The sequence below is a fragment of the Streptomyces sp. NBC_01171 genome (assembly GCF_045039805.1).
Taxonomy (GTDB): Bacteria; Actinomycetota; Actinomycetes; order Streptomycetales; family Streptomycetaceae; genus Streptomyces.
On sequence record NZ_CP108609.1, the window covers coordinates 1,493,442 to 1,520,178 of the forward strand.

Annotated in this window: 20 protein-coding genes and 1 pseudogene; 10 read left to right on the forward strand and 11 right to left on the reverse strand. The window is 71.0% G+C overall.

The genetic code is table 11. The features are described from left to right. Window positions 1-7: 7 nt before the first annotated feature. Genes OG448_RS06850 through OG448_RS06865 form a run of 4 tightly spaced genes read right to left on the reverse strand, consistent with a single transcriptional unit; the run spans window position 8 to window position 5,974 of the window. On the reverse strand, window positions 8-790 hold the full coding sequence (locus tag OG448_RS06850; protein WP_405552017.1) for a colicin immunity domain-containing protein: 783 nt from the start codon (window positions 788-790) through the stop codon (window positions 8-10). Further along, window positions 787-5,403, reverse strand: coding sequence for a putative T7SS-secreted protein (locus OG448_RS06855; protein ID WP_405552018.1), 4,617 nt, complete (start codon window positions 5,401-5,403; stop codon window positions 787-789). The genes OG448_RS06850 and OG448_RS06855 overlap by 4 nt, the downstream gene beginning before the upstream one ends. Further along, complete coding sequence (locus OG448_RS06860; protein WP_405552019.1) at window positions 5,403-5,525, reverse strand: hypothetical protein; 123 nt, start codon at window positions 5,523-5,525, stop codon at window positions 5,403-5,405. Before OG448_RS06860 ends, OG448_RS06855 begins: the two co-directional genes overlap by 1 nt. Then, window positions 5,522-5,974 carry a hypothetical protein gene (locus tag OG448_RS06865; protein WP_405552020.1) on the reverse strand — a complete coding sequence of 151 codons (453 nt, stop codon included), beginning with the start codon at window positions 5,972-5,974 and terminating at the stop codon, window positions 5,522-5,524. The genes OG448_RS06860 and OG448_RS06865 overlap by 4 nt, the downstream gene beginning before the upstream one ends. Window positions 5,975-6,165: 191 nt before the next feature. Between OG448_RS06865 and OG448_RS06870 the strand changes: the two genes are divergently transcribed. From OG448_RS06870 to OG448_RS06880, 3 genes are all read left to right on the forward strand, one after another. Further along, the gene (locus OG448_RS06870) at window positions 6,166-6,363 is read left to right on the forward strand and encodes a DUF4236 domain-containing protein (protein WP_030802793.1); all 198 of its coding nucleotides are present in this window, start codon (window positions 6,166-6,168) and stop codon (window positions 6,361-6,363) included. A 64-nt stretch (window positions 6,364-6,427) separates the two neighbouring features. Further along, window positions 6,428-7,957, forward strand: a complete 1,530-nt coding sequence (locus OG448_RS06875) for a helix-turn-helix domain-containing protein (RefSeq protein ID WP_405552021.1) — start codon at window positions 6,428-6,430, stop codon at window positions 7,955-7,957. Window positions 7,958-8,240: 283 nt separating this feature from the next. Continuing rightward, the gene (locus OG448_RS06880; protein ID WP_405552022.1) at window positions 8,241-8,681 is read left to right on the forward strand and encodes a GtrA family protein; all 441 of its coding nucleotides are present in this window, start codon (window positions 8,241-8,243) and stop codon (window positions 8,679-8,681) included. Window positions 8,682-8,916: 235 nt separating this feature from the next. Here the strand turns inward: OG448_RS06880 and OG448_RS06885 are convergent, their stop codons facing one another. Beyond that, window positions 8,917-10,122, reverse strand: coding sequence for a cytochrome P450 (locus OG448_RS06885; protein ID WP_405552023.1), 1,206 nt, complete (start codon window positions 10,120-10,122; stop codon window positions 8,917-8,919). A gap of 421 nt (window positions 10,123-10,543) precedes the next feature. Here OG448_RS06885 and OG448_RS06890 point away from each other — a divergent pair, with 421 nt between their 5' ends. From OG448_RS06890 to OG448_RS06905, 4 genes and pseudogenes are all read left to right on the forward strand, one after another. Beyond that, the gene (locus OG448_RS06890; protein ID WP_405552024.1) at window positions 10,544-12,598 is read left to right on the forward strand and encodes a phosphocholine-specific phospholipase C; all 2,055 of its coding nucleotides are present in this window, start codon (window positions 10,544-10,546) and stop codon (window positions 12,596-12,598) included. A 106-nt stretch (window positions 12,599-12,704) separates the two neighbouring features. Next, a pseudogene (locus tag OG448_RS06895) lies at window positions 12,705-12,899 on the forward strand (hypothetical protein); the annotation flags it as partial. Between the two features lie 189 nt (window positions 12,900-13,088). Beyond that, a complete protein-coding gene (locus OG448_RS06900) occupies window positions 13,089-14,060 on the forward strand; it encodes an LLM class F420-dependent oxidoreductase (RefSeq protein WP_405552025.1) in 972 nt (323 codons plus the stop codon). Between the two features lie 113 nt (window positions 14,061-14,173). Further along, window positions 14,174-14,956, forward strand: coding sequence for a hypothetical protein (locus OG448_RS06905; RefSeq protein ID WP_405552026.1), 783 nt, complete (start codon window positions 14,174-14,176; stop codon window positions 14,954-14,956). A gap of 24 nt (window positions 14,957-14,980) precedes the next feature. Here the strand turns inward: OG448_RS06905 and OG448_RS06910 are convergent, their stop codons facing one another. After that, the gene (locus OG448_RS06910) at window positions 14,981-15,406 is read right to left on the reverse strand and encodes a DUF6299 family protein (RefSeq protein ID WP_405552027.1); all 426 of its coding nucleotides are present in this window, start codon (window positions 15,404-15,406) and stop codon (window positions 14,981-14,983) included. A gap of 175 nt (window positions 15,407-15,581) precedes the next feature. Between OG448_RS06910 and OG448_RS06915 the strand changes: the two genes are divergently transcribed. Then, entirely contained in the window at window positions 15,582-16,394 is an 813-nt protein-coding gene (locus tag OG448_RS06915; RefSeq protein ID WP_405552028.1) for a PaaX family transcriptional regulator C-terminal domain-containing protein, read from the forward strand. Between the two features lie 298 nt (window positions 16,395-16,692). Continuing rightward, a complete protein-coding gene (locus OG448_RS06920) occupies window positions 16,693-17,142 on the forward strand; it encodes an ATP-binding protein (protein WP_405552029.1) in 450 nt (149 codons plus the stop codon). Here the strand turns inward: OG448_RS06920 and OG448_RS06925 are convergent. From OG448_RS06925 to OG448_RS06935, 3 genes are all read right to left on the reverse strand, one after another. Further along, window positions 17,105-18,550, reverse strand: a complete 1,446-nt coding sequence (locus tag OG448_RS06925) for an amino acid permease (RefSeq protein WP_405552030.1) — start codon at window positions 18,548-18,550, stop codon at window positions 17,105-17,107. The genes OG448_RS06920 and OG448_RS06925 overlap by 38 nt on opposite strands. A 110-nt stretch (window positions 18,551-18,660) precedes the next feature. Continuing rightward, window positions 18,661-19,689, reverse strand: coding sequence for an ornithine carbamoyltransferase (gene argF / locus OG448_RS06930; RefSeq protein WP_405552031.1), 1,029 nt, complete (start codon window positions 19,687-19,689; stop codon window positions 18,661-18,663). A gap of 110 nt (window positions 19,690-19,799) precedes the next feature. Continuing rightward, entirely contained in the window at window positions 19,800-21,023 is a 1,224-nt protein-coding gene (locus OG448_RS06935; protein ID WP_405552032.1) for an arginine deiminase, read from the reverse strand. Window positions 21,024-21,271: 248 nt separating this feature from the next. Here OG448_RS06935 and OG448_RS06940 point away from each other — a divergent pair, with 248 nt between their 5' ends. Further along, complete coding sequence (locus tag OG448_RS06940; RefSeq protein ID WP_405552033.1) at window positions 21,272-22,639, forward strand: alkaline phosphatase PhoX; 1,368 nt, start codon at window positions 21,272-21,274, stop codon at window positions 22,637-22,639. Window positions 22,640-22,662: 23 nt separating this feature from the next. Here OG448_RS06940 and OG448_RS06945 read toward each other — a convergent pair whose 3' ends face one another. Next, window positions 22,663-25,206, reverse strand: a complete 2,544-nt coding sequence (locus OG448_RS06945; RefSeq protein ID WP_405552034.1) for a polynucleotide kinase-phosphatase — start codon at window positions 25,204-25,206, stop codon at window positions 22,663-22,665. Continuing rightward, window positions 25,203-26,678, reverse strand: coding sequence for a 3' terminal RNA ribose 2'-O-methyltransferase Hen1 (locus OG448_RS06950; protein ID WP_405552035.1), 1,476 nt, complete (start codon window positions 26,676-26,678; stop codon window positions 25,203-25,205). The genes OG448_RS06945 and OG448_RS06950 overlap by 4 nt, the downstream gene beginning before the upstream one ends. Window positions 26,679-26,737 lie beyond the last annotated feature (59 nt).

Consider the following 26,737-nt stretch of genomic DNA (forward strand, 5'->3'; position numbering starts at 1 on the left):
CGCATGATCATCGACTGCTGAATCGATTCCACAATTCGGCCACCGCTGCATGGAGTTCCATATCCGACAGGTCACCTGGTTCAGCGAGATCCGGTTCGACCTCGTAGTCCTCCAGCAGCATGAATACCTGATCGAAGACTTCCTCGAGCGGACCTCGGATACGCTCGCCGTCAGCCTGGGAGGCTCGGCGCGCTTCCCACCATCTTTGAGCGAAGCTCCGCGCACTGAGATCACCTTCGGTGAACTGGCCCAGCAGTTCGAGTTGTCGCGCTGCAGCACTGCCTTGCTCAACATCGGCAGGCTTGGACCACGCACGCCGCGCGGAGGCGTGGGTGGCCGCCACAGAGTTCAGCTCAGGGGCTTGATCAGCTCGTGTTCGCGCGTAACGGGCGAAGCGTGTACGCGCCTCGTCGATTCCCTCACCCACCGCGGATGCCATAAAGGGTGCCGTGCCGGCCGCAAGCACGTACCCACTCGCCGGAAAGAGGATGGCTCCTTCCAACCCCGGGGTCCACAGAAGGGACGGGGGACGGACATTCAAGGTGGCTGCCTCAAGAGGCAGGCCGGAGCTACGCGCCACGGGCTCGTCGACGTCGAGCGGCGCCCACATGACACGCGAAGCCCCGACAGCGCGGCAACCGGCCGTCATCCGGTGCGCCAGAGCGGCATCCAACCGTGAGCCCGCCGCCAGGGGCGCGACCGACTTCCCTTTCAGCCAAGCCGGGTCGAAGGCTCCGTCTGCATCGAGCACCACCGAGAGGTCCGACGCCTCGTGTCCTGAGCGTGTCACCACAAAAACCCTTTGTCGACGATCCCTTGGAACTGTTTGTCGCCTAGCTTCCAGGCTGACCAGAATCTACCATCCGAGTGCAGCATGACCATTTTCTGGGTGGCCGGGTCGATAAATCCTACCGCCGACCCCTGATTCCTGTAGTCGAAGCGATATATTTTCGTTCCATCTGCCGTCATATGATCGCGCATAGCATCCTGGAATCGCTGCAGATTAGCCTTGTTCAGATTTCCTGGATTGTCAACAAAATCACTCGCGTGCGCATGGAACTTCTTACTCATGACTTTCTGACTACTGAAGTCCGCTTTTTCCGACCACCCACCTCGCGCACAAGGCGACAGGCCCAATGGGTCGGACCAGGAATAAGGATTGTCGACGTAAGTCGCTGGATTAGGTGCCGGCTGCAACCCCAGCGGGTCCGGACTCAGGTACCGCGCCGTCTGCGGGTCGTAATGCCGGAAGTAGTTGTGGTGCAGCCCCGTCTCGGGGTCGTAGTACTGGCCGGGGAAGCGCAGCGGTGTGTACGCCGTGCTGTTCGCCGCCCATGCCGTCGTTCCCCACAGCGTGCTGCGGTTGCGCCAGGCTGTTTCGCCCTGTTCGTCGATCAGGTCGGTCGGGGTGCCGATCAGGTCGGTGACGATGGCGTAGAAGCGGGAGTCGATGTCCGCGTCGGACGTGGCGGAGGTGATGCGTTCCGTCTGGGTGACGGGGTGGAGGCCCTGGTGGTCCCAGGTGAGGGTTACCGGGTGCGGCAACTCCGTTGAGGTCGTCGTCTGTTCGCAGAGGGTCGTGCCGTCCCAGGTGAATTCCACCCGTTCCACGACCGTCTCGCCCGCCATGCGGAGCTTCGCCGTGCGGCGGCCCAGGGGGTCGTAGGTGTAGCGCCAGCGGGTGCCGTCCGGGGTGGTGACCGCGATCAGGCGGTCCTCGGTGTCCCATTCGTAGCGCCAGGTGTCCGGGCGACGGGAGAGGCGGGTCTTCTGGCGGAGGACCGTGCGGCCGAGGGCGTCGTGTTCGTAGCGGATGCCGCCCGCCCGGGTGATGCGGGTGCCGGTGTAGGCGCGCGGGCCGGTGGCCTCGCCGCCCGGGTGGGTCGACGGCCAGCTCGCCTCGGTCTGGTTGCCCGCCTCGTCGTACGCGTACCGCTCTGTCCAGCCGGCCGCGTGGACCGTCGTGACCCGGCCGGTGGCGTCCAGGTCGAAGGTGCGGGAGGACAGGTCGTCGTCGATGCGGGTGACGTTGCCGTCCGCCCGGTACTCGTACGCGCGGTGGCGGAGGAGGCCGCCGCGCTCGGTCCGAACCGACTGGTGCTTCAGGCGGCCGAGCACGTCGAAGGAGTGCTCCAGGGACAGCGACTCGCCTATGCGGCGGCCGACTTCGCGGCCCGCCGCGTCGTAGGTGAAGTCGATGCTGTGGCCGGAGGCGACCATGCCGGTGCGGCGGCCCGCCTCGTCGTAGGACCAGGTGGTCGTGGCGCCGGTGGGGGTGGTGCGGCCGGTGCGGCGGCCCAGGGCGTCGTACGTGTACGTCAGCGTGCGGCCGTCGACCGTCTCGGAGACGGTACGGCCGTAGCGGTCACGCAGGATCTGGAGGGTGCTGCCGTCCGGGCCAACCGCTTCGGCCAGTTGGTCGGTGAGGTCGAAGGCGTAGGTGGTGACCGCGCCCGCCGCGTCCTTGCGGACGGTGCGGCCCAGCTCGTCCCGCTCGAAGGCGATGGTCTCGCCGAGGGCGTTGGTGCGGGCGGTGAGGCGGCTCGCGGCGTCGTAGGCGTACGTCAGCGTGCGGTCGTCGAAGTCCGTCTCCGCCGCGAGGCGGCCCGCCGGGTCGTACGTGTAACTCCACTTCAGGCCCTGCGGGTTGGTGACCTCGGTGAGGCGCAGCTCGGTGTCGTACGTGAACGCGTGACGCACGCCGTCCGGGCCGGTGCGGGCCGTCAGGAGGTCGAAGTGGGTGTACTCGAAGCGGGACACCGCGCCGAGGGCGTCGGTGTGGGCGGTGCGGTTGCCCTCGCCGTCGTACGTCCACGACTCGGTCGTGCCGTCCGGCGCCGTACGGCGGGACAGGTGGCCCTCCACCGTCCACTCCAGGCGGGTCACCGCGCCGGTGGGGTCGGTGATCGTGACCGGGCGGCCGAAGGCGTCGCGCTCGTAGGACGTGGTCGCGCCCAGCGGGTCGGTGACGCGCAGCGGGAGGCCGGCGCGGTCGGTGTCGATGGTGGTGGTCTGCCCGAGCGGGTCGGTGACGGAGACGAGGTGGCCGGCGTCGTCGTACGCGAGGTGCGTGGTCTGCCCGGCCGCGTCCGTGACCGAGGTGAGGTTGCCGCGGTCGTCGTAGCTCTGGCGGACGGTGGTGCCGTCGGGGCGGGTCACCTTCACCGGGAGGCCGAGCACGTCGTACTCCGCGCGGGCCTCGCGGCCGTCGGGGCGGATCACCTTCACCGGGTTGCCGTCGGCGTCGCGGTGGAACTCCGTGGTGTGGCCGAGGGGGTCGGTCACCGACAACAGGCGGTTGCGGCGGTCGCGCTGGTAGCGGGTGGTGGCGCCGAGCGGGTCGGTCTCGGCGACGACCTGGCAGTGGCGGTTGACGCGGTAGTGGCTGGTGTGGCCGAGGGAGTCGGTGATGGCGGTGACCGTGTCGCCGGTGGCCGGGTCCGGATCGCCGTAGGTGAAGGTGGAGCGCAGGTGGCCCGCGGCGCCGGACTGGTGGACGCAGCGGTCCTGGTCGTCGTAGCCGTAGGTGAAGTGGCTGTCGTTGGTGTCGGTCCAGGAGGTGATGCGGGCCGAGTCGTCGTAGGTGAACCGGGTGGGGCGGCCGGAGGAGTTGGTGACCTCGGTGAGGTGGCCGCCGGTGTGGCCGTAGCGGATCAGCTCCTGGTCGGCGTCCGTGAGGCGGAGGGCGGTGACGCGGCCGTCGGCGGTGGATATCCCCAGGTGGTAGCCGCCGCTGTGGACGAGCGCGCTCGGCGCGCCGTCGGCGTCGTACTCGAAGGTGATCCAGTTGCCGTTGCGGTCGTCGAGCTGCTCCAGGACCGCGAGGGTGTCGGAGCGGTCGGCGAAGTGACGCGTGTGCCCCGACTCCGGGTCGGTGAGGGTGTAGCCGCCCTCCACCCGGTCCAGCGGCCACCGCGGGCCGTGCGCGGGCAGAGTCGGCACGCCGGGCGCCGGGTGCGGGTAGGCCAGGACCAGGCCGTCCTCACCGACGAACACCACACCCTCGGTGTCGATCTCCAGCCGCTGGTCCAGCGTGGAGGACCAGGAGGGGCCGAACCAGCCGCCGAGCCGGTACGACGACTCGAACTGCCGCTTGACCAGCAGCGGAAGCACACCCGGCAGCGCCACGTCGGTCTGCGGCAGCACCATGCGGCCGGTGGCGACGTCGACGGGGTCCTTCTCGCAGATCTTCTCGCCCGGACGCCGGGCCACGTCGTCCGCGTCCTTCTCCACCACGTTCCGGGCGGTACGGCGGATGCCCTGGCTCGCGGCCTCCTCCGCGCCCTCCTTCATGGCGAGCCGGAGCCCGCCGCGCGCCAGCCCCGTCCCCTTCGTGCCCACCAGCTCCGGGATCAGCCGGCCCACGAACTCCGACGGGTCCTTCTTCAGGCCGTCCACCACGGCCTGCACCGTGCGTTCGGGATGCGTAGCCGTGGAAACCAACCCCGACAGCGTCATGCTGACGTTCTGGAGGTAGGCCGCCGGGTGGGTCAGGTTGTACGGGTCGGTCGGGTTGAGGCCGCGGGCGAAGTTGACCAGGCCGGCCGTGCCCTTGAGGGCGCCGCCGACCACGTGGGTCAGTTCAGTGTTGGCCGCCTGGTAACCGTCGGTGAAGTCGTGGCCGAGACGTTCGAGGGGCGGGGGTTCTGCGGGGGCGTGGGCGAGGGCAGCCTTGATCTTGCCCTGGGCGTCGGCGGCGGCGGTGTTGCGCTGCTTGCGGGCCTCGTTCAGCTTGGTGGCGGCGGCGTCGCGGTCGGACTTGCCCGCCTGCATGTCCTGCTTCGGGGCCGTGCCGGGGTCCTCGCCCGCGTCGGCCTTGGCCTTGTAGGCGGCGGCCTTCCGCTCGAAGTCGTCCGCCGCGTCGTCGAACGCCTTCGTGCCCTTCTTGTACAGCTCGACGGCCTCCGCCGCCTGCTTCTGCGCCCAGGTGACCGTGTCGGCGTACCGTTCCAGCGCGGCCGCCGCCGCCCCGCACGCCTCGGCCGCGTGGGCCCACTTGGTGGGATGGACGCCGAACTTCTCGCGGAAGGCGTCGCCGCCCTCGCCCTTCCAGCCCGCCGAGTCGATCTTCTTCAGGCCCGAGCCGACCTTGTCGAACGCCCCGTGGAAATCCTTCAGGTGCTTCGCGCTCTCACGGATCTTCTCCGGCTTGCCGTGCACGAGTTCGTCGGCCTGCTCGGTCTGGCCGAGCTGCTGCTCGCCCGGCATCGCGCCCAGATCGGAGGCGACCTCGTCGCCCCAGTCCTCCACCCCGTCGGCCCAGTCGTGCAGGCCGACGCGGTCCAACCCGCCGCCCAGCTTGTCCGTGCCGGAGTCGACCAGTTCGCCGACCTTCTTCTTACCCTTGTCGTACAGGTCCTCGGCGCCGCCCAGCACCGAGTTGGTGATGTCCCCCAGCCCCATCAGCTCTCACCGGCCCGGCCGACCATGCCCAGCTCGCCCAGTTCACCCAGCGCCTCCGTCAGGCCCTTGGCGATCTCCTCCAGGCCCTGCGCCTGGAGATCCATCCCGCCCTCGCCGCTCATACCGCACCCCCGTGCCGCGTCTCGTCGTCCAGATCCACCGCCGCGCCGTCCGGCACGATCCCCGCCACCGGCGGGAACACCATCCCCTCCGACCCGTCCGCACAGTCCAGCGCCACCCCGCACGGCACGCCCGCCGCGGGCACCGCCACATCCAACAGGCGTGCACCCAAAACGCGTTGATACGCCCACTCCCGCGCCGACTCCCCACGCGCGGTGGCGTACCGGGCGAGCGCCTGCTCGTCGGAGAAGGCCAGGATGAAGCGGATGCCGTTGAAGTCGGCGGTCAGCAGCGCTTGTTCGCCACCCGGATCACCGCCCAGCGGCACGAGAACGGGAGTACGGCGAAACTCACCGAGCAGCTCGGCGAACTCCCTTCTCCGGGCCGCCACTTCCGCCACCTGCGCGGGCGCGATGCCCGAACCCGCCCCCCGGTCCCCGTTCTCAGACATGCCGCCATCATCACGACTGCGATTGCCGGAAACAAGTTCGTACCCGTCACACCCTTGCCACAGGCCGCGAACGGTGCACAGCGCGTGCGATCCCGGGCCGGCCCCGCGCGGGCCGTCGGCCATCAGTTCCCCGAATGGGGGTATCCGGGTTGTGCGCCACTCAGGAGCGCCGACAATCGGAGGAGACAGCCATGGGCCTGACGTTCCGCAAGAGCTTCCGCATCCTTCCCGGCGTGCGACTGAACATCAACCGCCACTCCTGGTCCATCACGACCGGCGGCGGCAAGCACGGTCCCCGTCACACCCACAGCAGCACCGGACGCCGTACGACCTCGATGGACCTGCCCGGCCCGTTCGGCTGGCGCAAGACCACGACCAAGCGCCGCTGACCCCGTGTCACCCGAACGGACCCCCCAGGAGGCTCGATCTCATATCTGAGATAACCTCAACCTCATGTCAGACGACTACCTCGTACGCATCGGTAAGCTCATCCGTGACGCCCGGCAGCACCGTGGCTGGACTCAGGCGCAGCTCGCGGACGCGCTCGGCACCAGCCAGAGCGCGGTCAACCGCATCGAGCGCGGCAACCAGAACATCAGCCTTGAGATGATCGCCCGGATCGGTGAAGCCCTGGACAGCGAGATCGTGTCGCTGGGCTACGCGGGTCCGATGCACCTGCGGGTCGTCGGCGGCCGTCGGCTGTCCGGCGCCATCGACGTCAAGACGAGCAAGAACGCGTGTGTGGCGCTGCTGTGCGCGTCCCTGCTGAACAAGGGGCGTACGGTGCTGCGCCGGGTGGCGCGGATCGAGGAGGTGTACCGCCTGCTGGAGGTCCTGAACTCCATCGGCGTGCGCACCCGCTGGGTCAACGACGGCGTGGACCTGGAGCTGGTCCCGCCGGCCGAGCTGGAGATGGACGCGATCGACGCGGAGGCGGCCGTCCGCACCCGCTCGATCATCATGTTCCTCGGCCCGCTGCTGCACCGCATGGACCGCTTCATGCTGCCCTACGCGGGTGGCTGTGACCTCGGTACCCGCACGATCGAGCCGCACATGATCGCGCTGCGCCGGTTCGGCCTGGACGTCGCGGCGACCGAGGGCCAGTACCACGCCGTGGTGGACCGCACGGTCCGCCCGGACCGCCCGATCGTGCTGACCGAGCGCGGCGACACCGTGACGGAGAACGCGCTGCTGGCGGCGGCCCGCCACGACGGCGTGACCGTCATCCGCAACGCCTCCTCGAACTACATGGTCCAGGACCTCTGCTTCTTCCTGGAGGCCCTGGGCGTACGGGTCGAGGGCATCGGCACCACCACGCTCACGGTGCACGGTGTGCCGAACATCGACATCGATGTCGACTACTCCCCCTCCGAGGACCCGGTCGAGGCGATGAGCCTGGTCGCGGCGGCCGTGGTGACGGAGTCGGAGCTGACGGTGCGCCGGGTGCCGATCGAGTTCCTGGAGATCGAGCTGGCGGTCCTGGAGGAGATGGGGCTCGACCACGACCGAAGCCGCGAGTACTTCGCGGACAACGGCCGCACCCGCCTGGTCGACCTCACGGTCCGCCCCTCCAAGCTGGAGGCGCCGATCGACAAGATCCACCCCATGCCGTTCCCCGGCCTCAACATCGACAACGTCCCCTTCTTCGCGGCCATCGCCGCCGTCGCCCAGGGCCAGACCCTCATCCACGACTGGGTCTACGACAACCGGGCCATCTACCTCACCGACCTCAACCGCCTCGGTGGCCGCCTCCAACTCCTCGACCCCCACCGCGTCCTGGTCGAGGGCCCCACTCGCTGGCGCGCCGCCGAAATGATGTGCCCCCCTGCTCTCCGCCCCGCCGTCGTCGTCCTGCTGGCGATGATGGCCGCCGAGGGCACGTCGGTGCTGCGCAACGTGTACGTCATCAACCGGGGGTACGAGGATCTGGCGGAGCGGTTGAACTCGATCGGCGCACAGATCGAGATCTTCCGGGACATCTGATACGCGGAAGCCGTCGCACCCCCTCCTGGCCTTCGATGCAGCGGGTCAGGAAGGGGTGCGGTGAGCGAGGGCGGCGAAGCAGCGGCGTCCGCTCGCCCACTGGTCCGTGTCGCGGAGGCCGATGTCCTCGGCGACTCGGTGAAGCGCTCCGGAGAAGCTGTCACAGGTGGGGGCGGCTGCCCGGCCGTAAGGGGCGAACGGGTGTCAGCCCGTGGCCGGAACGGCCGATGCACTGCCCGGGGTGATCCCGCGCGTCCTCGCACCGGGACCTCATGATGGACGGGTGCGACGCTTCAGCACCGAGCGGAAGAGCTTCACCGGTACCGGCGACACCACGCTGACCGTGCAGGCCGGCTGGTTCGTCCTGATCGGCGTCGCCTCCACGGCGGGCCAGGCCCTGCTCTACTGGTCGCTGCGCCATGGTGCCTCTCCGCCGGTGGCCAATCTCGCCTCGCTCGCCGTCGTCACCGTCCTCAACACCGAGGCGAACCGGCGGCTGACCTTCCGCGGTTCCCCCGCGAGCGTCCTTCGAGCGCATCTCGCGGCGGGCGCCCTGTTCGTCCTGGCCTACCTGGTCACCACCGGCGCGATCCTGCTCTTCCGCCACCTGCGGCCCCATGCCTCGCCCGCAGCGGAGACCTGGGTGCTGGTGGCAAGCCTCGCCCTGGTGACCGTGCTGCGCTTCACCCTGCTCCGGCTGGTCGTCTTCGGGCGCCGCCCCTGAGCCCCCGGGGAGGAGACCGACGTCGTTCGCGTGGGCAGCGCCAGTCCGAACACGCCGGTCAGCCACGGACCCGCAACGGACCGCGCCAGAAGTCCGGACGAGCCGACAGCGGCCCGCGGACCGGACTCGGTCCGCGGGCCGCGCAGCCGGTCGGCCCATCGCACCCCCGGCGGGCGGCCGGTGACGGCGGAGATCCACCCTCAGGCCGAGCAGCGGGGGTGGTGAGCAGCCGGTGTCACCAGGTCACGGGCAGCTTCAGGGGGAACCGACGGATCGTCGCGGTGTCCCAGCGCACTTCCTCCGGGGGTACGGCCAGCCGTAGTCCGGGGAAGCGTTCCAGGAGCCGCCCGATGGCCACTTCGAGTTCCGTCATGGCCAGGGGCACCGCGATGCACCGGTGCCCGCCCCAGCCGAACGTCATGTGCGGACGGTTCGGCCGGCCGATGTCGATGGTGTCCGGGTCGGGGTAGCGCTCCGGGTCACGGTTGGCCGCCAGGTACGACACGTGGACGAAGTCCCCTGCCCGGATCCGCGCACCGTCCAGCTCCACGTCCTCGAGAGCCAGCCGGGGGATTCCGACCCCGTTGCGGAACGGGATGTAGCGGAGCATCTCGTTCAGGACGTCGGTCAGGTCCTCGGGCCGGTTCCTGACATGGTCCGCCAGCTCGGGACGGGTGAGGAGGAGGTAGATGATGTTGCTGATCTGGCAGGTCGCCGTGTCCTGGCCGCTGAGTGCCAGCGTCAGGGCGGTGACCGCCAGTTCCCTGTCGCTGAGACAGTCCTCGCCGTCCCGGGCCGCGGCCATCAGGCTGATGATGTCGTCGCCCGGCGACTTCCGGCGCAGTTCGACGAGCTCGCCGAAGTAGTCCGTGAGGTCGGCCTTCGCTTCCGCGGCGGCCTCCTTGTTGCCGGCACCGACGACCAGCAGCCGGAGCACGGACTCCTGAAGGCGCGGCCAGTCCTCGCGCGGGACACCGAGAAGCTCCAGGACGGTGTGCTGGGGAAGCGGGTCGGCCAGCAGTTCCACCACGTCGGCCGGCGACCCGTGTTCCTCTATTTCGTTCAGAAGACGGTCCGCGAGGTCGACGATCCGGGGCCGCATCTCATCGGCCTGCTGCTGGGTGAAGGCCTGCGAGGCCAACTGGCGGACACGGCTGCTGTGCGGCGGGTCCATGACGTTGATCGACTCGGGCGAGACGATGGGCTCCGGCGTCAGCCGAGGGTAGTCGTGGCCGATGATCGCGGCCCGGCTCAGCCGGGGATCGCTGGTCACCCGTTTGACGGCGTCGAAGCCGGTGATGATCCACGCCTCGGCATCGCCGTAGGGAAGCCTGACGCGGGCAGGGGAATCCCGTCCCATCAGGTCGGCGAGCGCGGGATCGAACTCTAGTGCCTCACTGAAGTCGAACGGACACGTGGCTGTCTCCTTGCCGATGGACACCGGACGGCTCCTTCGAGTACGGGACGAATGCGGGATTGATCGCGCCCACGGCGCGGTGGAACCCGTAGGCGACATGCGGTGTGCCGAGGGCCCGGTGGTGGACGAAGAGGTAAGAACGGTAAGAGTGTCGCGGGGTCCCACAGCGACTTCGAAGCCGCCACGCCACACCGACGTGCAGGTTCTGCCGGACGGCCCCACGCCGGGCGGAACCGCGCGGTACTCCGGCACGGGGGTGGGCGGCGCCGCTCTCCTCGTCCCACCGCCCGCGGCGCGCGCCGGCCGGAAGTGACTCGAAAGAGATGTCAATTCATTCTCACTCATTGACATGATGAGCCGGAATACGCTGCACTGTTCAGCTCTCGCGGCAATTCGCAAAAATACCCCGCGCGAGAACGGTGCATGAATTCAAGGAGAATACTCCGTGCCCGATGTCAGTCGTCGTAGGTTTTTGCAGATTGCCGCGGGAAGCGCGGCCGCCACGCAGTTGTCCGCCGGGATCGCGCGGGCCGCGGCCATCGCACCCGTGGCGGGGAGCGGGACGCTCGCCGATGTGGAGCACGTCGTCGTGCTGATGCAGGAGAACCGGTCGTTCGACCACTACTTCGGCACGCTGAGGGGGGTCCGGGGGTTCGGGGACGCGCGGCCGCTCGGGCTGCCGTCGGGGAAGAGCGTGTTCCACCAGGCCGACGGGTCGGGGCGCGAGACACTGCCGTTCCGGCCGGATGCCGACCGGCTCGGCATGCAGTTCATCCAGGATCTCGACCACAGTTGGTCCGGTACGCACGCGGCGTTCAATGGCGGCCTCTACGACAAGTGGATTCCCGCCAAGTCCACGACGACGATGGCTTATCTGACACGCGCGGACATTCCGTACCATTACGCACTCGCGGACGCGTTCACCGTGTGCGACGCGTACCACTGCTCGATGCTGAGTTCCACCGATCCGAACCGTTACTACATGTACACCGGTTATTCCGGGAACGACGGCAAGGGCGGCGGTCCGGTGCTCGGAAATGAGGAGGCCGGGTATTCCTGGACCACCTTCCCGGAGATACTCCAGCAGGCGGGCGTCTCCTGGAAGGTCTACCAGGACACCGGCACCGGACTGGACGCGGCCGGCGGCTGGGGGTGGACCGGTGACGCGTTCATCGGCAACTACGGCGACAACTCGCTGCTGTTCTTCAACCAGTACCGCAACGCCAAGCCCGGAGACCCCCTCTACGACCGGGCACGCACCGGCACCAAGGCAGCCGGCGGCGACGGTTACTTCGACCGCCTGCGCGCCGACGTGACCGCCGGTACCCTCCCCCAGGTCTCCTGGATCGCCACCCCCGAAGCCTTCAGCGAGCACCCCAACTGGCCCGCCAATTACGGCGCCTGGTACATCTCGCAGGTCCTGGACGCGCTCACCTCCAACCCGGACGTCTGGAGCCGGACCGTCCTGCTGCTGACCTACGACGAGAACGACGGCTTCTTCGACCACGTCGTACCGCCCTTCCCGCCCGCCTCCGCCGCGCGCGGGCTGTCCACCGCCGATGTGACGACGGACCTGCACGGCGGCTCGTCCGGGTACGCCGCCGGACCGTACGGGCTCGGCCCGCGTGTGCCCATGCTCGTCATCTCGCCCTGGAGCACCGGGGGTTGGGTCTGTTCGCAGACCTTCGACCACACCTCCATCGTGCAGTTCATCGAGAAGCGGTTCGGGGTGCGCAACCCCAACGTCTCGCCCTGGCGGCGCGCGGTGTGCGGGGACCTCACCTCGGCCTTCGACTTCTCCCGCGGCGACACCGCCGCGCCCGGCCTGCCCGACACCAGCGGCTACCGGCCGCCGGACCACTCCAACCCCGGCAACTACGTGCCCAAGCCCCCGGCCGCCGGCACCCTGCCCAAGCAGGAGCGCGGTACGCGGAGCGCCCGGGCGCTGCCCTACGACCTGGCCGTGGACACCAAGGCGGTCGGGGGGCGGATGCAGTTCACGTTCGCCGCGCTCGGCACCGCCGGCGCCGCCTTCCACGTCACCTCGGCCACCCGCACCGACGGCCCCTGGCCGTACACCGTGGAGGCGGGCAAGAGCCTGACCGACAGTTGGGCGCTGCCGGGCACCCGCTACGACTTCTCCGTGTACGGCCCCAACGGCTTCCTGCGCCGCCAGGCGGGCACCAACTCCGCCGTGGGCCCCGAGGTCACCGCCCGGCACGACAACTCCGCCGGGCAGGTCACCCTGACCTTCACCAACGCGGGCGGCACCGCCGTCACCTTCACCGCGACCGACGCCTACGCTCCGGCCCGGCACTACACGTACACCGTGCAGCCCGGCGCCTCCCGCGTCGTCAAGGGCTGGGGCGTGGCCGCCGCCAACCGCTGGTACGACGTCACGGTCACCGCGAGCGGCGACTCCGCGTTCGTACGCCGCTTCGCCGGGCACGTCGAGACGGGCGCGCCCAGCACGAGCGATCCTGCGACCGCCACGGTGTGATCACGCGGGTCACCGCCCCGTGTCCTCGGCCAGGGTGTGCGCCACCAGCGCGTTCCCACAGACGGGTGAACGACTGCACGGCACCGTCGCGCCGGTGTCCGGGGCGCGCGGTCTCCAGGTGCCGGCCAACATCGACCCGGAGCTGTGCGCACCGGTGGCGGCCGGGCTCGGTCTGCCCGCGCCGGAGCCGATGGTGCCGATCGACGACATCGACCCCTCCCCCGCATTGTCCCAGTTGGGCGACACCTCGCCACCGGAGGGCAGGGTCGTGGGCATCGTGACCGACGGCACGGTCGACGTGCAGCGCAGCTACGCCACCGCACGGTGGGCGCGTCCGGCGTGGTGACCGGGGGCGGCGGCGCCGAGATCCTGGACGAACTGACCACGCTGTTCACCGAGCACCGGGTCCGGGACCGGTTCCCGCCGGCGGCGTGAGCGGACGTGCACAGCCCGGCTGTTTTCCCCTCGTCAGAAGGGGGACTCGTGGCTCATGGTGCGAATCGGATACACGATGATGACCGAGCAGGCCGGGCCGCGTGAGCTGGTCGAGCATGTCGTGCGTGCCGAGGAGGCGGGGTTCGACTTCTCCGTGACGTCGGACCACTACTTCCCCTGGCTGCGCTCGCAGGGCCATGCCCCTTACGCGTGGAGCGTCCTCGGGGCGGCCGCGCAGGCCACGTCGCGGATACCGCTGATGACGTACGTGACCTGTCCGACCTTCCGCTACCACCCGGCGGTGGTGGCGCAGAAGGCGGCGACCCTGCAACTGCTGTCCGAGGGCCGCTTCCGGCTCGGGCTGGGCTCCGGGGAGAACCTCAACGAGCATGTGGTGGGCCAGGGCTGGCCCGCGGTGGACGTGCGGCACGAGATGCTGGAAGAGGCGGTGGAGATCATCCACGCCCTGTTCGAGGGCGGCCACGTCACCTACCACGGCAAGCACTACGACGTGGAGTCGGCCAAGTTGTGGGACCTGCCCGAGCCGCCGCCGCCCATCGGCATCGCCGTCTCGGGCGAGCAGTCCTGCGCGCTGGCCGGGCATCTCGCGGACCTGGTCATCGCCACCGAGCCGAAGAAGGAGCTGCTGGAGTCGTTCGACCGGCACGGCGGCACCGGCAGGCCCAGCGTGGGCCAGCTCCCGGTCAGCTTCGACACCGACCGGGACGCCGCGATCAGCCGCGCGCACGACCAGTTCCGCTGGTTCGGCCTGGGCTGGAAGGTCAACTCCGAGCTGCCGCACCCGGATTCCTTCCACTCGGCGACCCAGTTCGTCACCGAGGACGACGTGGCCTCCTCCATCCCGTGCGGCGACGACCCGGAAGCCTTCGTGGAAGCCGTACGGCCTTATGTGGACGCCGGGTTCAGCGAGGTGGCCCTGGTCCAGATCGGTGGCCCGTCCCAGCCCGCCTTCATCGACTGGTCGGAGAAGACGCTGCTGCCCGCGCTGCGCAACGCCTTCAACTGACCGGCGGCTCGATCCGTACGGCGCCAACCCCTCGGCATCACAGGGCAGTTTGCCGTCATCGTCCGCTGAGCAGTAACAGACAGCGGGCGGTGACGGCAGCCTTTGGGGGGCGCATGGCGTACGTGATCGTGGTGCTGTTCGCGACGGCGCTGGCCGGCTGGGCGGTGCACGGCCGGGCGCGCAGGTTCCCGGGCAGCCTCGCCCTCGCGGTCCTGCCGAGGCATGCCGAGGACCGGCGCCCGCTGGCCCAGGCCCGGGCGAACGTGCGCAGCCTGGAGCAGATCGCCCGCTCGGAGGAGTCCGCCGCGCGGGCCGAGGTGGCACGGCAGGAGCAGAAGCGCGAGGAGGACCTGCGTGCCGCCGCGCGGCGGATCGCCTCCCTGGAGAAGCCCGGCCGCGGCAAGCGGCTCGACGCGCTGGGCGAACTCACCTTGTACGAGCACGTGTTGGTGAAGCGCACCGCCAACGGCGCCACCCGCACGCTGCACTTGGCCGACCGCCGGGTCAGGATCGACTCCGGCGACAGCGCCTACTACCTCTACGTCCTGGAGGCCGACGGCACCCCCGACCGGACCAACTACCCGCGCCGGACCGGCGAGGGCGAGGAGGCGAAGGGGTTCACCGAGGACCGGGTGCGGGACTTCGCCGACGCGGTGCAGCGGGCCGTGGCCAAGGAGAACACCTTCCGCGCCACTCTGCCGGAGCAGTTGAAGCAGGCCCAGCACGACCGCGAGCTGCTGGAGCAGGACACCGAGGCCGTGGACCGGGCGCGGAAGCGGCACGCCGAGATCCAGGCCCGCAACAAGGACAACCCCCGCCTGGCCGAGGCGCGCACCGAGCTGGAGGCCGCCCGGCTGGAGTGGCGGCGGCACACCGGGCGGATGCCTCCTCCCTAGGGGCACCGCCGCCGGCCCAGCAGGTCAGCTCCGGACGAGCGTGATGTCCCGGTCCTGAGTGGCGTGGAACACGGGCAGCGGCACCAGTCCGCTCGGGCGCAGCTCCATCACGTTCGCCTGGACGTGCGCCGCCCCCGCCTCGAGCGTCTCCGAGGAGACCTTCCCGGAGTTCTCCCACCGGTGCTCGATGCCGTCACACCGGGCGGCGCCGCCCCCGACACCGTGCCGGACGCGCGGGTCGGCCTGGCTGACGGAGGAGCTGACGAAGACCGGCCCGGTGCCGGGCAGGCAGCGGTAGGTGCCGGAGAGCGTGACGGTGCCGTCGGCCGCGAGGCGGGCGGTGGAGTCGACGGTGACGCTCTCACCGGGGGCCGCGGCGGCCGGGGCGGCGAGGGCGCACAGCAGGGCGGCACCGCCGAGCGTGGCGGCGAGGACGGGACGTAGGGGCATCGGACGCCTCCCGGTGTGGGGTGTGGGGGCTCTCACAGGTACCGGCGCCGCCCCGTGCGGCACGCGACCGTCACCCCAGCGGTGGCGCGTCAATGGGCCGGGCGCAGTCGTCCCCGTATCCCCCGCTCCGGGCCCGCGCACCGATGGTGACCAGCAGGTATGCCGAAGACCTAAAATGATCAACGTGTCCGAGCAGCACGCCCCCAGGTCCCTCATCGTCACGCTCTACGGCGCCTACGGCCGCTCCGTACCGGGCCCGGTGCCCGTCGCCGAGCTGATCCGGCTGCTGGCCGCTGTCGGGGTGGACGCGCCCTCGGTGCGCTCCTCGGTGTCCCGGCTCAAGCGGCGCGGCATGCTGGTGCCGGCCCGCACCGCCGGGGGCGCGGCGGGGTACGAGCTGTCGGCGGAGGCGCACCGGTTACTGAGCGCCGACGACCGCCGTATCCACGCCGCCGGGCCCGCCGAGGACGCGGGGTGGGTGCTCGCGGTGTTCTCGGTGCCCGAGTCGGAGCGGCAGAAACGGCATGTACTGCGGTCCCGGCTGGCCGCGATGGGCTTCGGCGCGGCGGCTCCGGGTGTGTGGATAGCCCCGGCCCGGCTGCACGAGGAGGCCCGGCACACGCTGGGCCGGCTGGGGCTGGACGCCTACGTGGACCTCTTCCGGGGCGATCATCTGGGGTTCGCCCCCACGGTCGAGGCGGTCCGCCGCTGGTGGGACCTGCCGGCCATCGCCGGGGAGCACGAGCGGTTCCTCGCGGCGCACGCGCCGGTGCTGCGCGCCTGGGAGGACCGGCCGGACACCCCGGCCGAGGACGCCTACCGGGACTATCTGCTGGCCCTGGACTCCTGGCGCAGGCTGCCCGGCACCGACCCCGGTCTGCCGGCCCGGCTGCTGCCCGCCGACTGGCCGGGGGCGCGCTCGGCGCGGGTGTTCCGGGCGCTGCACGAGCGGCTGCGGGACGCGGGCGCGGCCTTCGTCGGGGTGTGAGCGCGGCAGCCGGTGACCAGGCGCTCGCTCCGTGGCACCGGACGGCTGAAAGAGGCACCCTCGGGCTGTGACTGTGGTCACTCGACGGGGGTGGCGGCCCGGCGCGCGCGACCGTCCCGTCACCGGTGTCACCGGTGATCGACAGGGACGTAACAGCAGCTACGGGAGGGGGTGGTGGGGCGTTCGGCGTGCTCCGCGGACGGGTATCGGGACCCATGGTTCCGGCCACTGCCCGCCGGGGGTTTCGATGGCCGGACCCGTACCATTTCCTACAGTCGAAGGCAGGACAGCCTGCTGCATGAACGGACTCACCGTGCACGAACGCCCCACCGAATCGGCCTCCTGGCGCATCGCGCTGCCGCACACCGCCGCGGCGGTGCCGGTGGCGCGTGCCCTGGTGCGGTCGGCCCTGGCCGAGGTGGGGCACATGGCCGACTGCGACACGGCGGAGCTGCTGACGGCCGAGCTGGTCGCGAACGCGGTGGAGCACACCGCGGGCAGCGGTCCGATCGAGCTGGTGGTGGAGCTGCGGCCGACCGGCTGCCAGGTCGAGGTGCACGACCCCGACCCGGAGCCGCCCGGCCATCTCACCCGCCCGGTGATCGAGGAGCCCGACCCCTGGCAGGAGGGAGGGCGCGGCCTGTTGCTGATCCGCGCCCTCAGTTCGTCCTGTGGTCACCGCCCCACCTCGTCGGGCAAGGCGGTGTGGTTCAGACTGCCTGTCGTTCCCGCTCAGCGTTCGGCGTGACGCCGGCCGCCTCGGCGCGGCCCAGCGTGGAGTGCCGGCGCCCGTAGGCGTAGTACACGCCGAGGCCCACCGCGAGGAAGACCGCGAACTGCACCCAGGTCTGCCAGCCCGTCTCGTACATCAGGTAGAGGCAGAAGGCGACGCCGAGCAGCGGGGCGACGGGGTACAGCGGCACCCGGAAGCTGCGCTTCAGGCCCGGCTCGCGGCGGCGCAGGGCGATCACCACGATGTTGACGACGGCCATGATGGCGAGCGTGCCGATGGTGCACAGGTTCACCACCGCGTCGAGCGGGGCGAAGGCTGCCGGGACGGCGAAGACGACCGCGACGATGAGGGTGCCCGCCACCGGGGTGGAGGTCTTCGGGGACACCTTCTCGAAGACGCGCGGGATCAGTCCGTCGCGGGACATCGACAGCAGGATGCGGGTCTGGCCGTACATCACGGCGAGCACGACCGAGGCGATGGCGACGACCGCGCCGAAGGCGATGACACCGCCGCCGATGGTGGAGCCGGTGACCATGTTGACCACGTACGACAGCGCCGCGGGGCGTCCGCCGACCTGGGGGGCGCCGATGGCACCGATCGCGGCGACCGCGACGGCGCAGTACAGCAGGGTGACCAGGCCCATGCAGACGAGGATCGCCACCGGGATGTCCCGGCGCGGGTTCTTCGCCTCCTCGCCGGCGGTGGTGATCGCGTCGAAGCCGATGTACGAGAAGAAGGCCGCGGTGGTGCCCGCGCCGATGCCGCCCAGGCCCGCCGGGGAGAACGGGGTGAGGTTGCCGTCCTTGAACGCGCTGTAGCCGATGGCGCAGAACGCGAGCAGGATGACGAGCTTCACGGCGGCCATGGCGGCGGTGGCCCGAGCGCTCTCACGCACACCGCGCATCAGCAGCACGGCGGCCATGGCGATGACGATCACGGCGGGCAGGTTCACCACGCCGCCGTCGGCGGGTCCGGCGGACAGCGCGGTGGGGAGCTGCCAGCCGGTGAGGCTGTGCAGGAGTTCGTTGACGTACTGGCTCCAGCCGACCGCGACGGCCGAGATGGAGATGCCGTACTCCAGCAGCAGGCACCAGCCGACCAGGAAGGCGGTGGACTCGCCGAGACCGGCGTAGGCGAAGGAGTACGAGGAGCCGGAGACCGGTATCGCGCCGCCCAGCTCCGCGAAGGAGAAGGCGGTGAACACACAGGTGATCGCGGCGAGGACGAAGGAGACGACCACGGCGGGTCCGGCCTGCGCGACGGAGTCGGAGAGGCCGACGAAGATGCCGGTACCGACGATGGCGCCGACACCGAAGCAGATGAGCTGGAAGAGGCCCATGGTGCGCTTCAGACCGTGGCCCTCGCGGTCGGCGCCGGATTCGGCGACGAGCAGGTGCGGGGACTTGATGCGGGGAGCGGGCATGCGGGTGGTGCTCGTTTCTGGTGGTGCGGACGGCCCGATCAGGCCGCTGCGTCGGCGCGGCACGGGATGGGGGCCAGGCCGTCGGTCAGGATAAGGCCAGGTGAGGTGGGTCACGCAAGGGTTTGTGACGTATCCCAGAGGGTGGCGACGAGCACCGCCTTGATCGTGTGCATCCGGTTCTCCGCCTCGTCGAAGACCACCGAGTGCTCGGACTCGAAGACCTCGTCGCTGACCTCCAGCTCGGTCAGTCCGTACCGTTCGTGGATCTCGCGGCCGACCTTGGTGCCGAGGTCGTGGAAGGCGGGCAGGCAGTGCAGGAAGCGCACGTCCGGGTTGCCGGTGGCGCGCAGCACGTCCATCGTCACGGCGTACGGGCCGAGCAGGCCGATGCGCTCGTCCCAGACCTGCTGGGGCTCCCCCATGGACACCCAGACGTCGGTGGCGACGAAGTCGGCGCCGCGCACACCCTCCTTCACGTCCTCGGTGAGGGTGACGCGGGCGCCGGAGACGTCGGCGAGCCGGCGGGCCAGCGCGACGATGGTCTCGTCGGGCCAGAGCAGCCGGGGCGCGACGATACGGACGTCCATACCGAGCAGGGCGCCGGTGACCAGGTAGGAGTTGCCCATGTTGTAGCGGGCGTCGCCCAGGTAGGCGAAGGCGATGCGGTCCAGGGGCTTGTCGCTGTGCTCGGTCATGGTGAGCAGGTCGGCGAGCATCTGGGTGGGGTGCCACTCGTCGGTGAGCCCGTTGTAGACGGGGACGCCCGCGTGCGCGGCCAGTTCCTCGACGACGCCCTGGCCGTGCCCCCGGTACTCGATGGCGTCGTACATCCGTCCCAGCACGCGGGCGGTGTCCTTGACGGACTCCTTGTGGCCGATCTGGGAGCCGGAGGGGTCGAGGTAGGTGGTGTGGGCGCCCTGGTCGGCGGCGGCGACCTCGAAGGCGCAGCGGGTGCGCGTCGAGGTCTTCTCGAAGATCAGGGCGATGTTGCGGCCGGTCAGGTACCGCGTCTCGGTTCCGGCCCGCTTGGCCGCCTTCAGCTCGGCGGCCAGCGCGAGCAGCCCGCGGAACTCCTCGGCCGTGAAGTCCAGCTCCTTGAGGAAGTGGCGGCCGGTGAGGGCGGTCGGGACTGTCGCCATGGGGGCGCTCCAGGGGTACGTGGTGCACTGACTCCGGTAATTCTATACGAGCCTCGGCATTTCTATTCAGACTGCGGCATGACTATGCGCCGACTCACACGGTGCCCGGCCTATACGGGGTCCCGCTCCACCGGGCAGCTCATGCAGCGCGGCCCGCCCCTCCCCCGTCCCAGCTCGCTGCCCGGGATCTCTATGACCTCGATGCCCTGCTTGCGCAGATGGGTGTTGGTGGTGGCGTTGCGCTCGTAGGCGACGACGACTCCGGGCTCGACGGCGAGGACGTTGCAGCCGTCGTCCCACTGCTCGCGCTCGGCGGCGTGCACGTCCTGGGTGGCGGTGAGCACCCGGATCTCGCCGAGGCCCAGGGCGGCGGCGATGGCCCGGTGCATGTGCTCCGGCGGATGGTCGGTGACCTTCAGCTCGCGCTCCCCGACGCCGGGCTCGATGGTGTACGAGCGCAGCATGCCGAGCCCGGCGTACTGGGTGAAGGTGTCGCCGTCGACCATGGTCATCACGGTGTCGAGGTGCATGAAGGCGCGCCGCTTGGGCATGTCCAGCGCCACGATGGTCTGCGCGGAGCCCGCCGCGAACAGCTTGTGCGCGAGCATCTCCACGGCCTGCGGGGTGGTGCGCTCGCTCATCCCGATCAGCACGGCGCCGTTGCCGATCACCAGCACGTCACCGCCCTCGATGGTGGAGGGGTAGTCGGCCTGGCCCCGCGACCAGATGTTGAAGCCCTCCTTCTTGAAGAGGGGGTGGTGCCGGTAGATCGCCTCGAAGTGCACGGTCTCTCGCTGCCGGGCGGGCCAGCGCATGGCGTTGATGGAGACGCCGTCGTAGATCCACGCCGAGGTGTCGCGGGTGAAGAGGTGGTTGGGCAGCGGGCCGAGCAGGAAGTCGTCCAGCTCCATGACGTGGAAGCGGACCGACGCCGGCTCGGGGTGGCCGGCCAGGAACTCCCGCTTGGTCATGCCGCCGACCAGCGCCTCGGCCAGCTCGCCGGGGGCCATCGCGTCGAAGGCGGTGCGCAGATGGTCGGTGGCGAGGGGGCCGTACTCCTTCTCGTCGAAGACGTGGTCGAGCACCAGGGCGCGGGCCTCCGGGACGGCCAGGGTCTCGGTGAGCAGGTCGCCGAAGAGGTGCACCTCGACCCCGCGGTCGCGCAGCACGTCGGCGAACCCGTCGTGCTCGGCGCGCGCCCGGCGTACCCACAGCACGTCGTCGAAGAGCAGGGCGTCCTTGTTGCTGGGGGTGAGGCGCTTGAGTTCGAGGTCCGGTCTGTGCAGGATCACCCGGCGCAGCCGCCCGGCCTCGGAGTCGACGTGGAATGCCATGCCTTCATCCTGGCCGCCCGCGACCGGGTTCACGCGCCTCCCGACCGTTTCCGCGCCCTTGTTTTCGACGCGGCTTTCGAAGCGGCTTTCGTCGGGGTTCGGCGGAGTGACGGGAAACGGCGGGGGTCTCGCGTGACGTGTGCTCGGACAGTGACAGGTGACGCACGCGTGGTTCCCGTGATCGGTGGCTGGTGGTACACACGGCGGATGCACGTGTTCCTGTCCGCCAGCAGGAAGGTTGCTCCCGCATGTCCGCATCACGACGTCAGGTCCTGGCCTCCGCGAGCGCCGTGGGGGCGGGGATCGCCTTCACCGGCGCCCTGTCCGAGCTGTTCGCCGGCACCGCCGCCGCGCAGCCGCTGGGCCGCACCGGGTACGGCCCGCTCGTCCCCGACCCGGACGGCCTGCTCGACCTGCCGAAGGGGTTCCGCTACCGGGTGCTCTCCCGCGAGGGCGACCCCCTGCGCTCCGGCGAGGGTCCGGTGCCGTCCAACCACGACGGCATGGCCGCCTTCGCGGGCCGCGACGGCCGCACCCACCTCGTCCGCAACCACGAGAACCGCCCCACCGCCAAGATCCGCGTCCCGGCCGTCGAGGGGCTCACCTACGACCCGGAGGGGCACGGCGGCTGTACGGCCCTGACGCTGGACTCCCACAATCGGGTGCTCGCCGAGCGCGTCGCCATCGCCGGTACCGCCGTCAACTGCGCGGGCGGCCGCACCCCGTGGGGCACCTGGCTGACCTGCGAGGAGACCGAGGACCGGGCGGGCGACAACGGCCACACCAAGGACCACGGCTTCATCTTCGAGGTCCATCCCACCGACCCCCACCGCACCGGCGCCGTCCCGCTGACCGCGATGGGCCGCTTCCAGCACGAGGCCATCGCCGTCGACCCCGGGCGCGGTGTGGTCTACGAGACCGAGGACGCCTTCCTCAAGCCGTTCGGCCTCTTCTACCGCTTCCTGCCCGAGAAGCCGCTCGGCGGTGTCGGTTCGCTCCGCGCGGGCGGCCGCCTCCAGGCGATGCGGGTGCCGGGCGTGCCGGACCTGTCCACGGTCCAGGAGACGGGGGCGTCCTTCGACGGCATCGAGTGGGTGGACGTCCCCGACCCGCTGGCCGCGACCACCCCGACCCGGCTCCAGGACTACGGCCCGCGCGGCGTCACCCACGCCCAGAAGCTGGAGGGCTGCTACTGGGGTGGCACCTGCGTGTACTTCGTGTCGTCCTTCGCCCACAGCGCGGAGGGCTCGGCCGCCGACCACTTCGGTCAGATCTGGCGGTACGACCCGCGGCGCCGCCGCCTCACCCTGGTGATCGTCTTCGGCCCGGACACCGACGTCCGACTGCCCGGCGAGTCCCCGGACAACATCTGCCTCGCCCCCAGCGGCGGCCTGATGGTGTGCGAGGACGGCAACGGCGCCCAGCACGTCTTCGGCGTCACACGCGGCGGCGAAGTGTACGCGATGGCCCGCGGCCGGCAGAACACCGGCACCCCGGAGGAGCCGGAGTGGGGCGAGTTCGCGGGCGTCACCTTCTCGCCCGACGGCGACACGATGTACGTCAACTGCTACACCCCGGGCACCACGTTCGCGGTGACCGGGCCCTGGCGGAGGTAGCCCCCGCCAGGGCGGCCGGTGGATCACAGCCGCGGGTCCACCGGCTCCGACTCCAGCGCGAGGACGCCGAACACCGCTTCGTGCACCCGCCACAGGGGCTCGCCGTCGGCGAGGCGGTCCAGGGCTTCCAGACCGAGGGCGTACTCGCGGATCGCCAGTGAGCGCTTGTGGTTGAGGAAGCGGCGGCGCAGCTTGGCCAGGTTGTCGGGGCGGGTGTACTCGGGACCGTAGATGATCCGCAGGTACTCGCGGCCCCGGCACTTGATGCCCGGCTGCACCGGCCGGCCCTGCCCGTCGCGGACGAGCGCGCCGAGCGGCTTGACGACCATGCCCTCGCCGCCCCGGCCGGTCATCTCCAGCCACCAGTCGATGCCCGCCCCGACCGACTCCGGGTCGCCGGTGTCGACGTACAGGCGCCGGGTGGTCTGGAGCAGGCCGGAGGCGTCGTGCTCCACCAGGCGGTCCAGCAGAGCGAGTTGCTCGTCGTGCGGGAGTCCGGCGAGGCTGCGGCCGCGTACCGCGAGCACCTGGAAGGGGGCGAGGCGGACGCCGTCGAGGCCCTCGGTGGTCCAGCAGTAGCGGCGGTAGGCGTCGGTGAACGCGGCCGCGTCGGCGGCCCGTTCGCGCTGCCGCGCCAGGAGCGCGGACACGTCGGCGCCGCGGGCCCCGGCCGCCTCCAGCGCGGCGAGCGCGGGCGGGAACACGGCGCCGGAGGCGGCGCCCACGGCGGCGTACTGGCGGCGCAGCAGTCCCTCGGACTTCAGCGACCACGGCATCAACTCGGCGTCCAGCAGCAGCCAGTCGGTGTCGAGCCGCTCCCACAGGTCCGCCTCGGTGACCGCCGCCCGGAGCCGGCCCAGGATCTCCTCGGTCACCGCGCCGTCGTCGAAGAACGGCCGCCCGGTACGGGTGTAGAGCGCGCCCGTGGGCCCCTCCCCCACACCGAACCGCTTGGCGGCGGTCGCCGCGTCCCGGCAGACGAGGGCCACGGCCCGCGAGCCCATGTGCTTCTCCTCGCACACGACCCGCTCGACCCCGTCCCGCGCGTACTGCGCGAACGCCTCGGCCGGGTGCTCCAGGTAGCCGTCCACCTGGGAGGTGGGCGTCGGCGCCATGGTGGGCGGGAGGTACGGCAGCAGGCGCGGGTCCACGGCGAAGCGGCTCATCACCTCCAGGGCGGCGGCCGCGTTCTCCTCGCGCACCGCGACCCGGCCCAGGTACCGCGTCTCGACACCGCCCCGGCCGGTGACGTCGGCCAGGTCCAGCGGCCGTCCGTCGTGGCCGCCGGGCGCGTCGACGCGCAGCGGCCGGACCGGCTCGTACCAGGTCCGCTCGGCGGGCACGTCCACGATCTCGCGCTCCGGCCAGCGCAGCGCGGTCAGCTTGCCGCCGAAGACGGCGCCGGTGTCGAGGCAGATCGTGTTGTTGAGCCAGGTGGCTTCCGGCACCGGGGTGTGGCCGTACACCACGGCGGCGCGGCCCCGGTAGTCCTCGGCCCACGGGTAGCGCACGGGCAGCCCGAACTCGTCGGTCTCACCGGTGGTCTCGCCGTACAGGGCGTGCGAGCGGACCCGGCCGGAGGTGCGGCCGTGGTACTTCTCCGGCAGGCCGGCGTGGCAGACCACGAGGCGGCCGCCGTCGAGGACGTAGTGGCTGACCAGGCCGTCGAGGAAGCGGCGGACCTCGTCCCTGAACTCCTCGCTCTCGCCGTCCATCTGGGCGACGGTCTCGGCGAGGCCGTGGGTGTGCTGGACGGTGCGGCCCTTGAGGTAGCGGCCGAACTTGTTCTCGTGGTTGCCCGGCACGCACAGCGCGTTCCCGGCCGCGACCATGCCCATCACGCGCCGCAGCACGGCGGGGCTGTCGGGACCCCGGTCGACCAGGTCACCGACGAACACGGCGGTACGGCCCTCGGGGTGGACGCCGTCGGTGTAACCCAACTTGGCCAGCAGCGAATCCAGTTCGGCGGAGCAGCCGTGGATGTCGCCGATGATGTCGAAGGGGCCGGTGAGGTGGGTGAGGTCGTTGTACCGCTTCTCGGTGACGATCGTGGCGCCCTCGACCTCGGCGACCCCGCGCAGCACATGCACCTTGCGGAAGCCCTCGCGCTCCAGGTGCCGCAGCGAGCGCCGGAGTTCGCGGGTGTGCCGCTGGATCACCCGGCGGGGCATGCCCGCGCGGTCGGGGCGGGCGGCGTTGCGCTCGGCGCACACCTCCTCCGGCACGTCCAGCACGATGGCGATGGGCAGCACGTCGTACTTCTTGGCCAGCTCGATCAACTGCCGCCGGGCGTCCGGCTGGACGCTGGTGGCGTCGACGACGGTACGGCGGCCGGCGGCGAGCCGCTTGCCCGCGATGTAGTGGAGGACGTCGAAGGCGTCACCGGTCGCGCTCTGGTCGTTCTCGTCGTCGGCGACCAGGCCCCGGCAGAAGTCGGAGGAGATCACCTCGGTGGGCGCGAAGTGCTTGCGGGCGAAGGTCGACTTGCCGGAGCCGGTGGCGCCGACGAGGACGACGAGGGAGAGGTCGGTGACGGGCAGCGCCCGTCCCGTGCTGGTCGCGCTCATGCGGCCTTCGCCTCCTTCTTGTCCTGCTCGGTGGTGTCGCGGTGGAAGACGGCCATCTGGGTGGGCGGTCCGACCTCGGGGTCGTCGGGGCCGACCGGGCGGAGGCCGACGGTGTAGCCGTACCGCTCGGCGACGGCGGCCGCCCAGGCGGCGAACTCCGCGCGGGTCCACTCGAAGCGGTGGTCGCCGTGCCGGACGTGCCCCGCGGGCAGGGTCTCCCAGCGGACGTTGTACTCGACGTTCGGCGTGGTCACCAGGACGGTGCGCGGGCGGGCCGCACCGAACACGGCGTACTCCAGCGCGGGCAGCCGGGGCAGGTCGAGGTGCTCGATCACCTCGCTGAGCACGGCCGCGTCGTAGCCGGCGAGCCGCTTGTCGGTGTAGGTGAGCGAGCCCTGGAGCAACTGCACGCGGGACGCCTGCCGTTCGCCCATGCGGTCCAGCTTGAGGCGGCGGGCGGCGATGGCGAGGGCGCGCGCGGACACGTCGACGCCGGTGATCCCGGTGAACCGGGTGTCCCGCAGCAGCTCCCGTACGAGGTGGCCCTCGCCGCAGCCGAGGTCGAGCACCCGCGCGGCGTCCGCCTCGCGCAGCCCGGCGAGGATGGCCTCCCGGCGCTGGACGGCGAGCGGGGTGGGCCGGGGTTCGGCCTCGGTCTCCGCCTCGACGGCGTTGTCGATGTCCTCGACCTCGCTGTCGTCGGTCTCGGCCAGGCGCACCAGCTCCAGCCGCTCCATCGCCTGCCGGGTCAGTGACCAGCGGCGGGAGAGGTAACGGTTGGTGATCAGCCGGTGTTCGGGGTGGCCGGGGAGCCAGCCCTCACCGGCGCGCAGCAGCTTGTCGACCTCGTCGGGCGAGACCCAGTAGTGCTTGGCGTCGTCCAGCACCGGCAGCAGGACGTAGAGGTGGCGCAGCGCCTCGGCGAGGGTGAGCTTCTCGGACTCCAGCACCAGGCGGACGTAGCGGGAGTCGCCCCAGTCGGGGAACTCGGGGTCCAGCGCGACCGGTTCGGCGGTGACGTCCCAGCCGAGCGGGGCGAACAGGGCGCGCACCAGGTCCGGGCCGCCCTTCGCGGCGACGGCGGGCACCTCGATGCGCAGCGGCAGCGGGGCGGCGGCGCGCTCCGGGCGGGCCTTGCACACCCCGCGCAGGGCGGTGGAGAAGACGGCGCTGAGCGCGACGGCGAGGAGCGATGAGGCCGCGTACGGGCGGTCGTTGACGTACTGGCCGAGGGCGGCGTCGGGGGCGCCGCCCCGGCCCTTGCCCTTGCCGCGCCGGATCAGCGCGATGGGATCGACCTCCAGCAGCAGCGCGGCCGTGCAGCGCTCGACCTCCGCCTCGGGGTAGAAGACGTGCGCGGTCCCGTGGGACGTGCTGAACGTCTGCGCGTTGCCGGGGTTCTTGTGCAGCAGGAACCCGAGGTCGGTGGCGGGGGTGGCGGCGGTGCCGCGTGTGGAGATCGTCAGGAACACGTGTCCGAGTCTCGCGGTCCTCGGGCGCGTTGACCACAGGTTTTCAGGAGTTGGGGCCC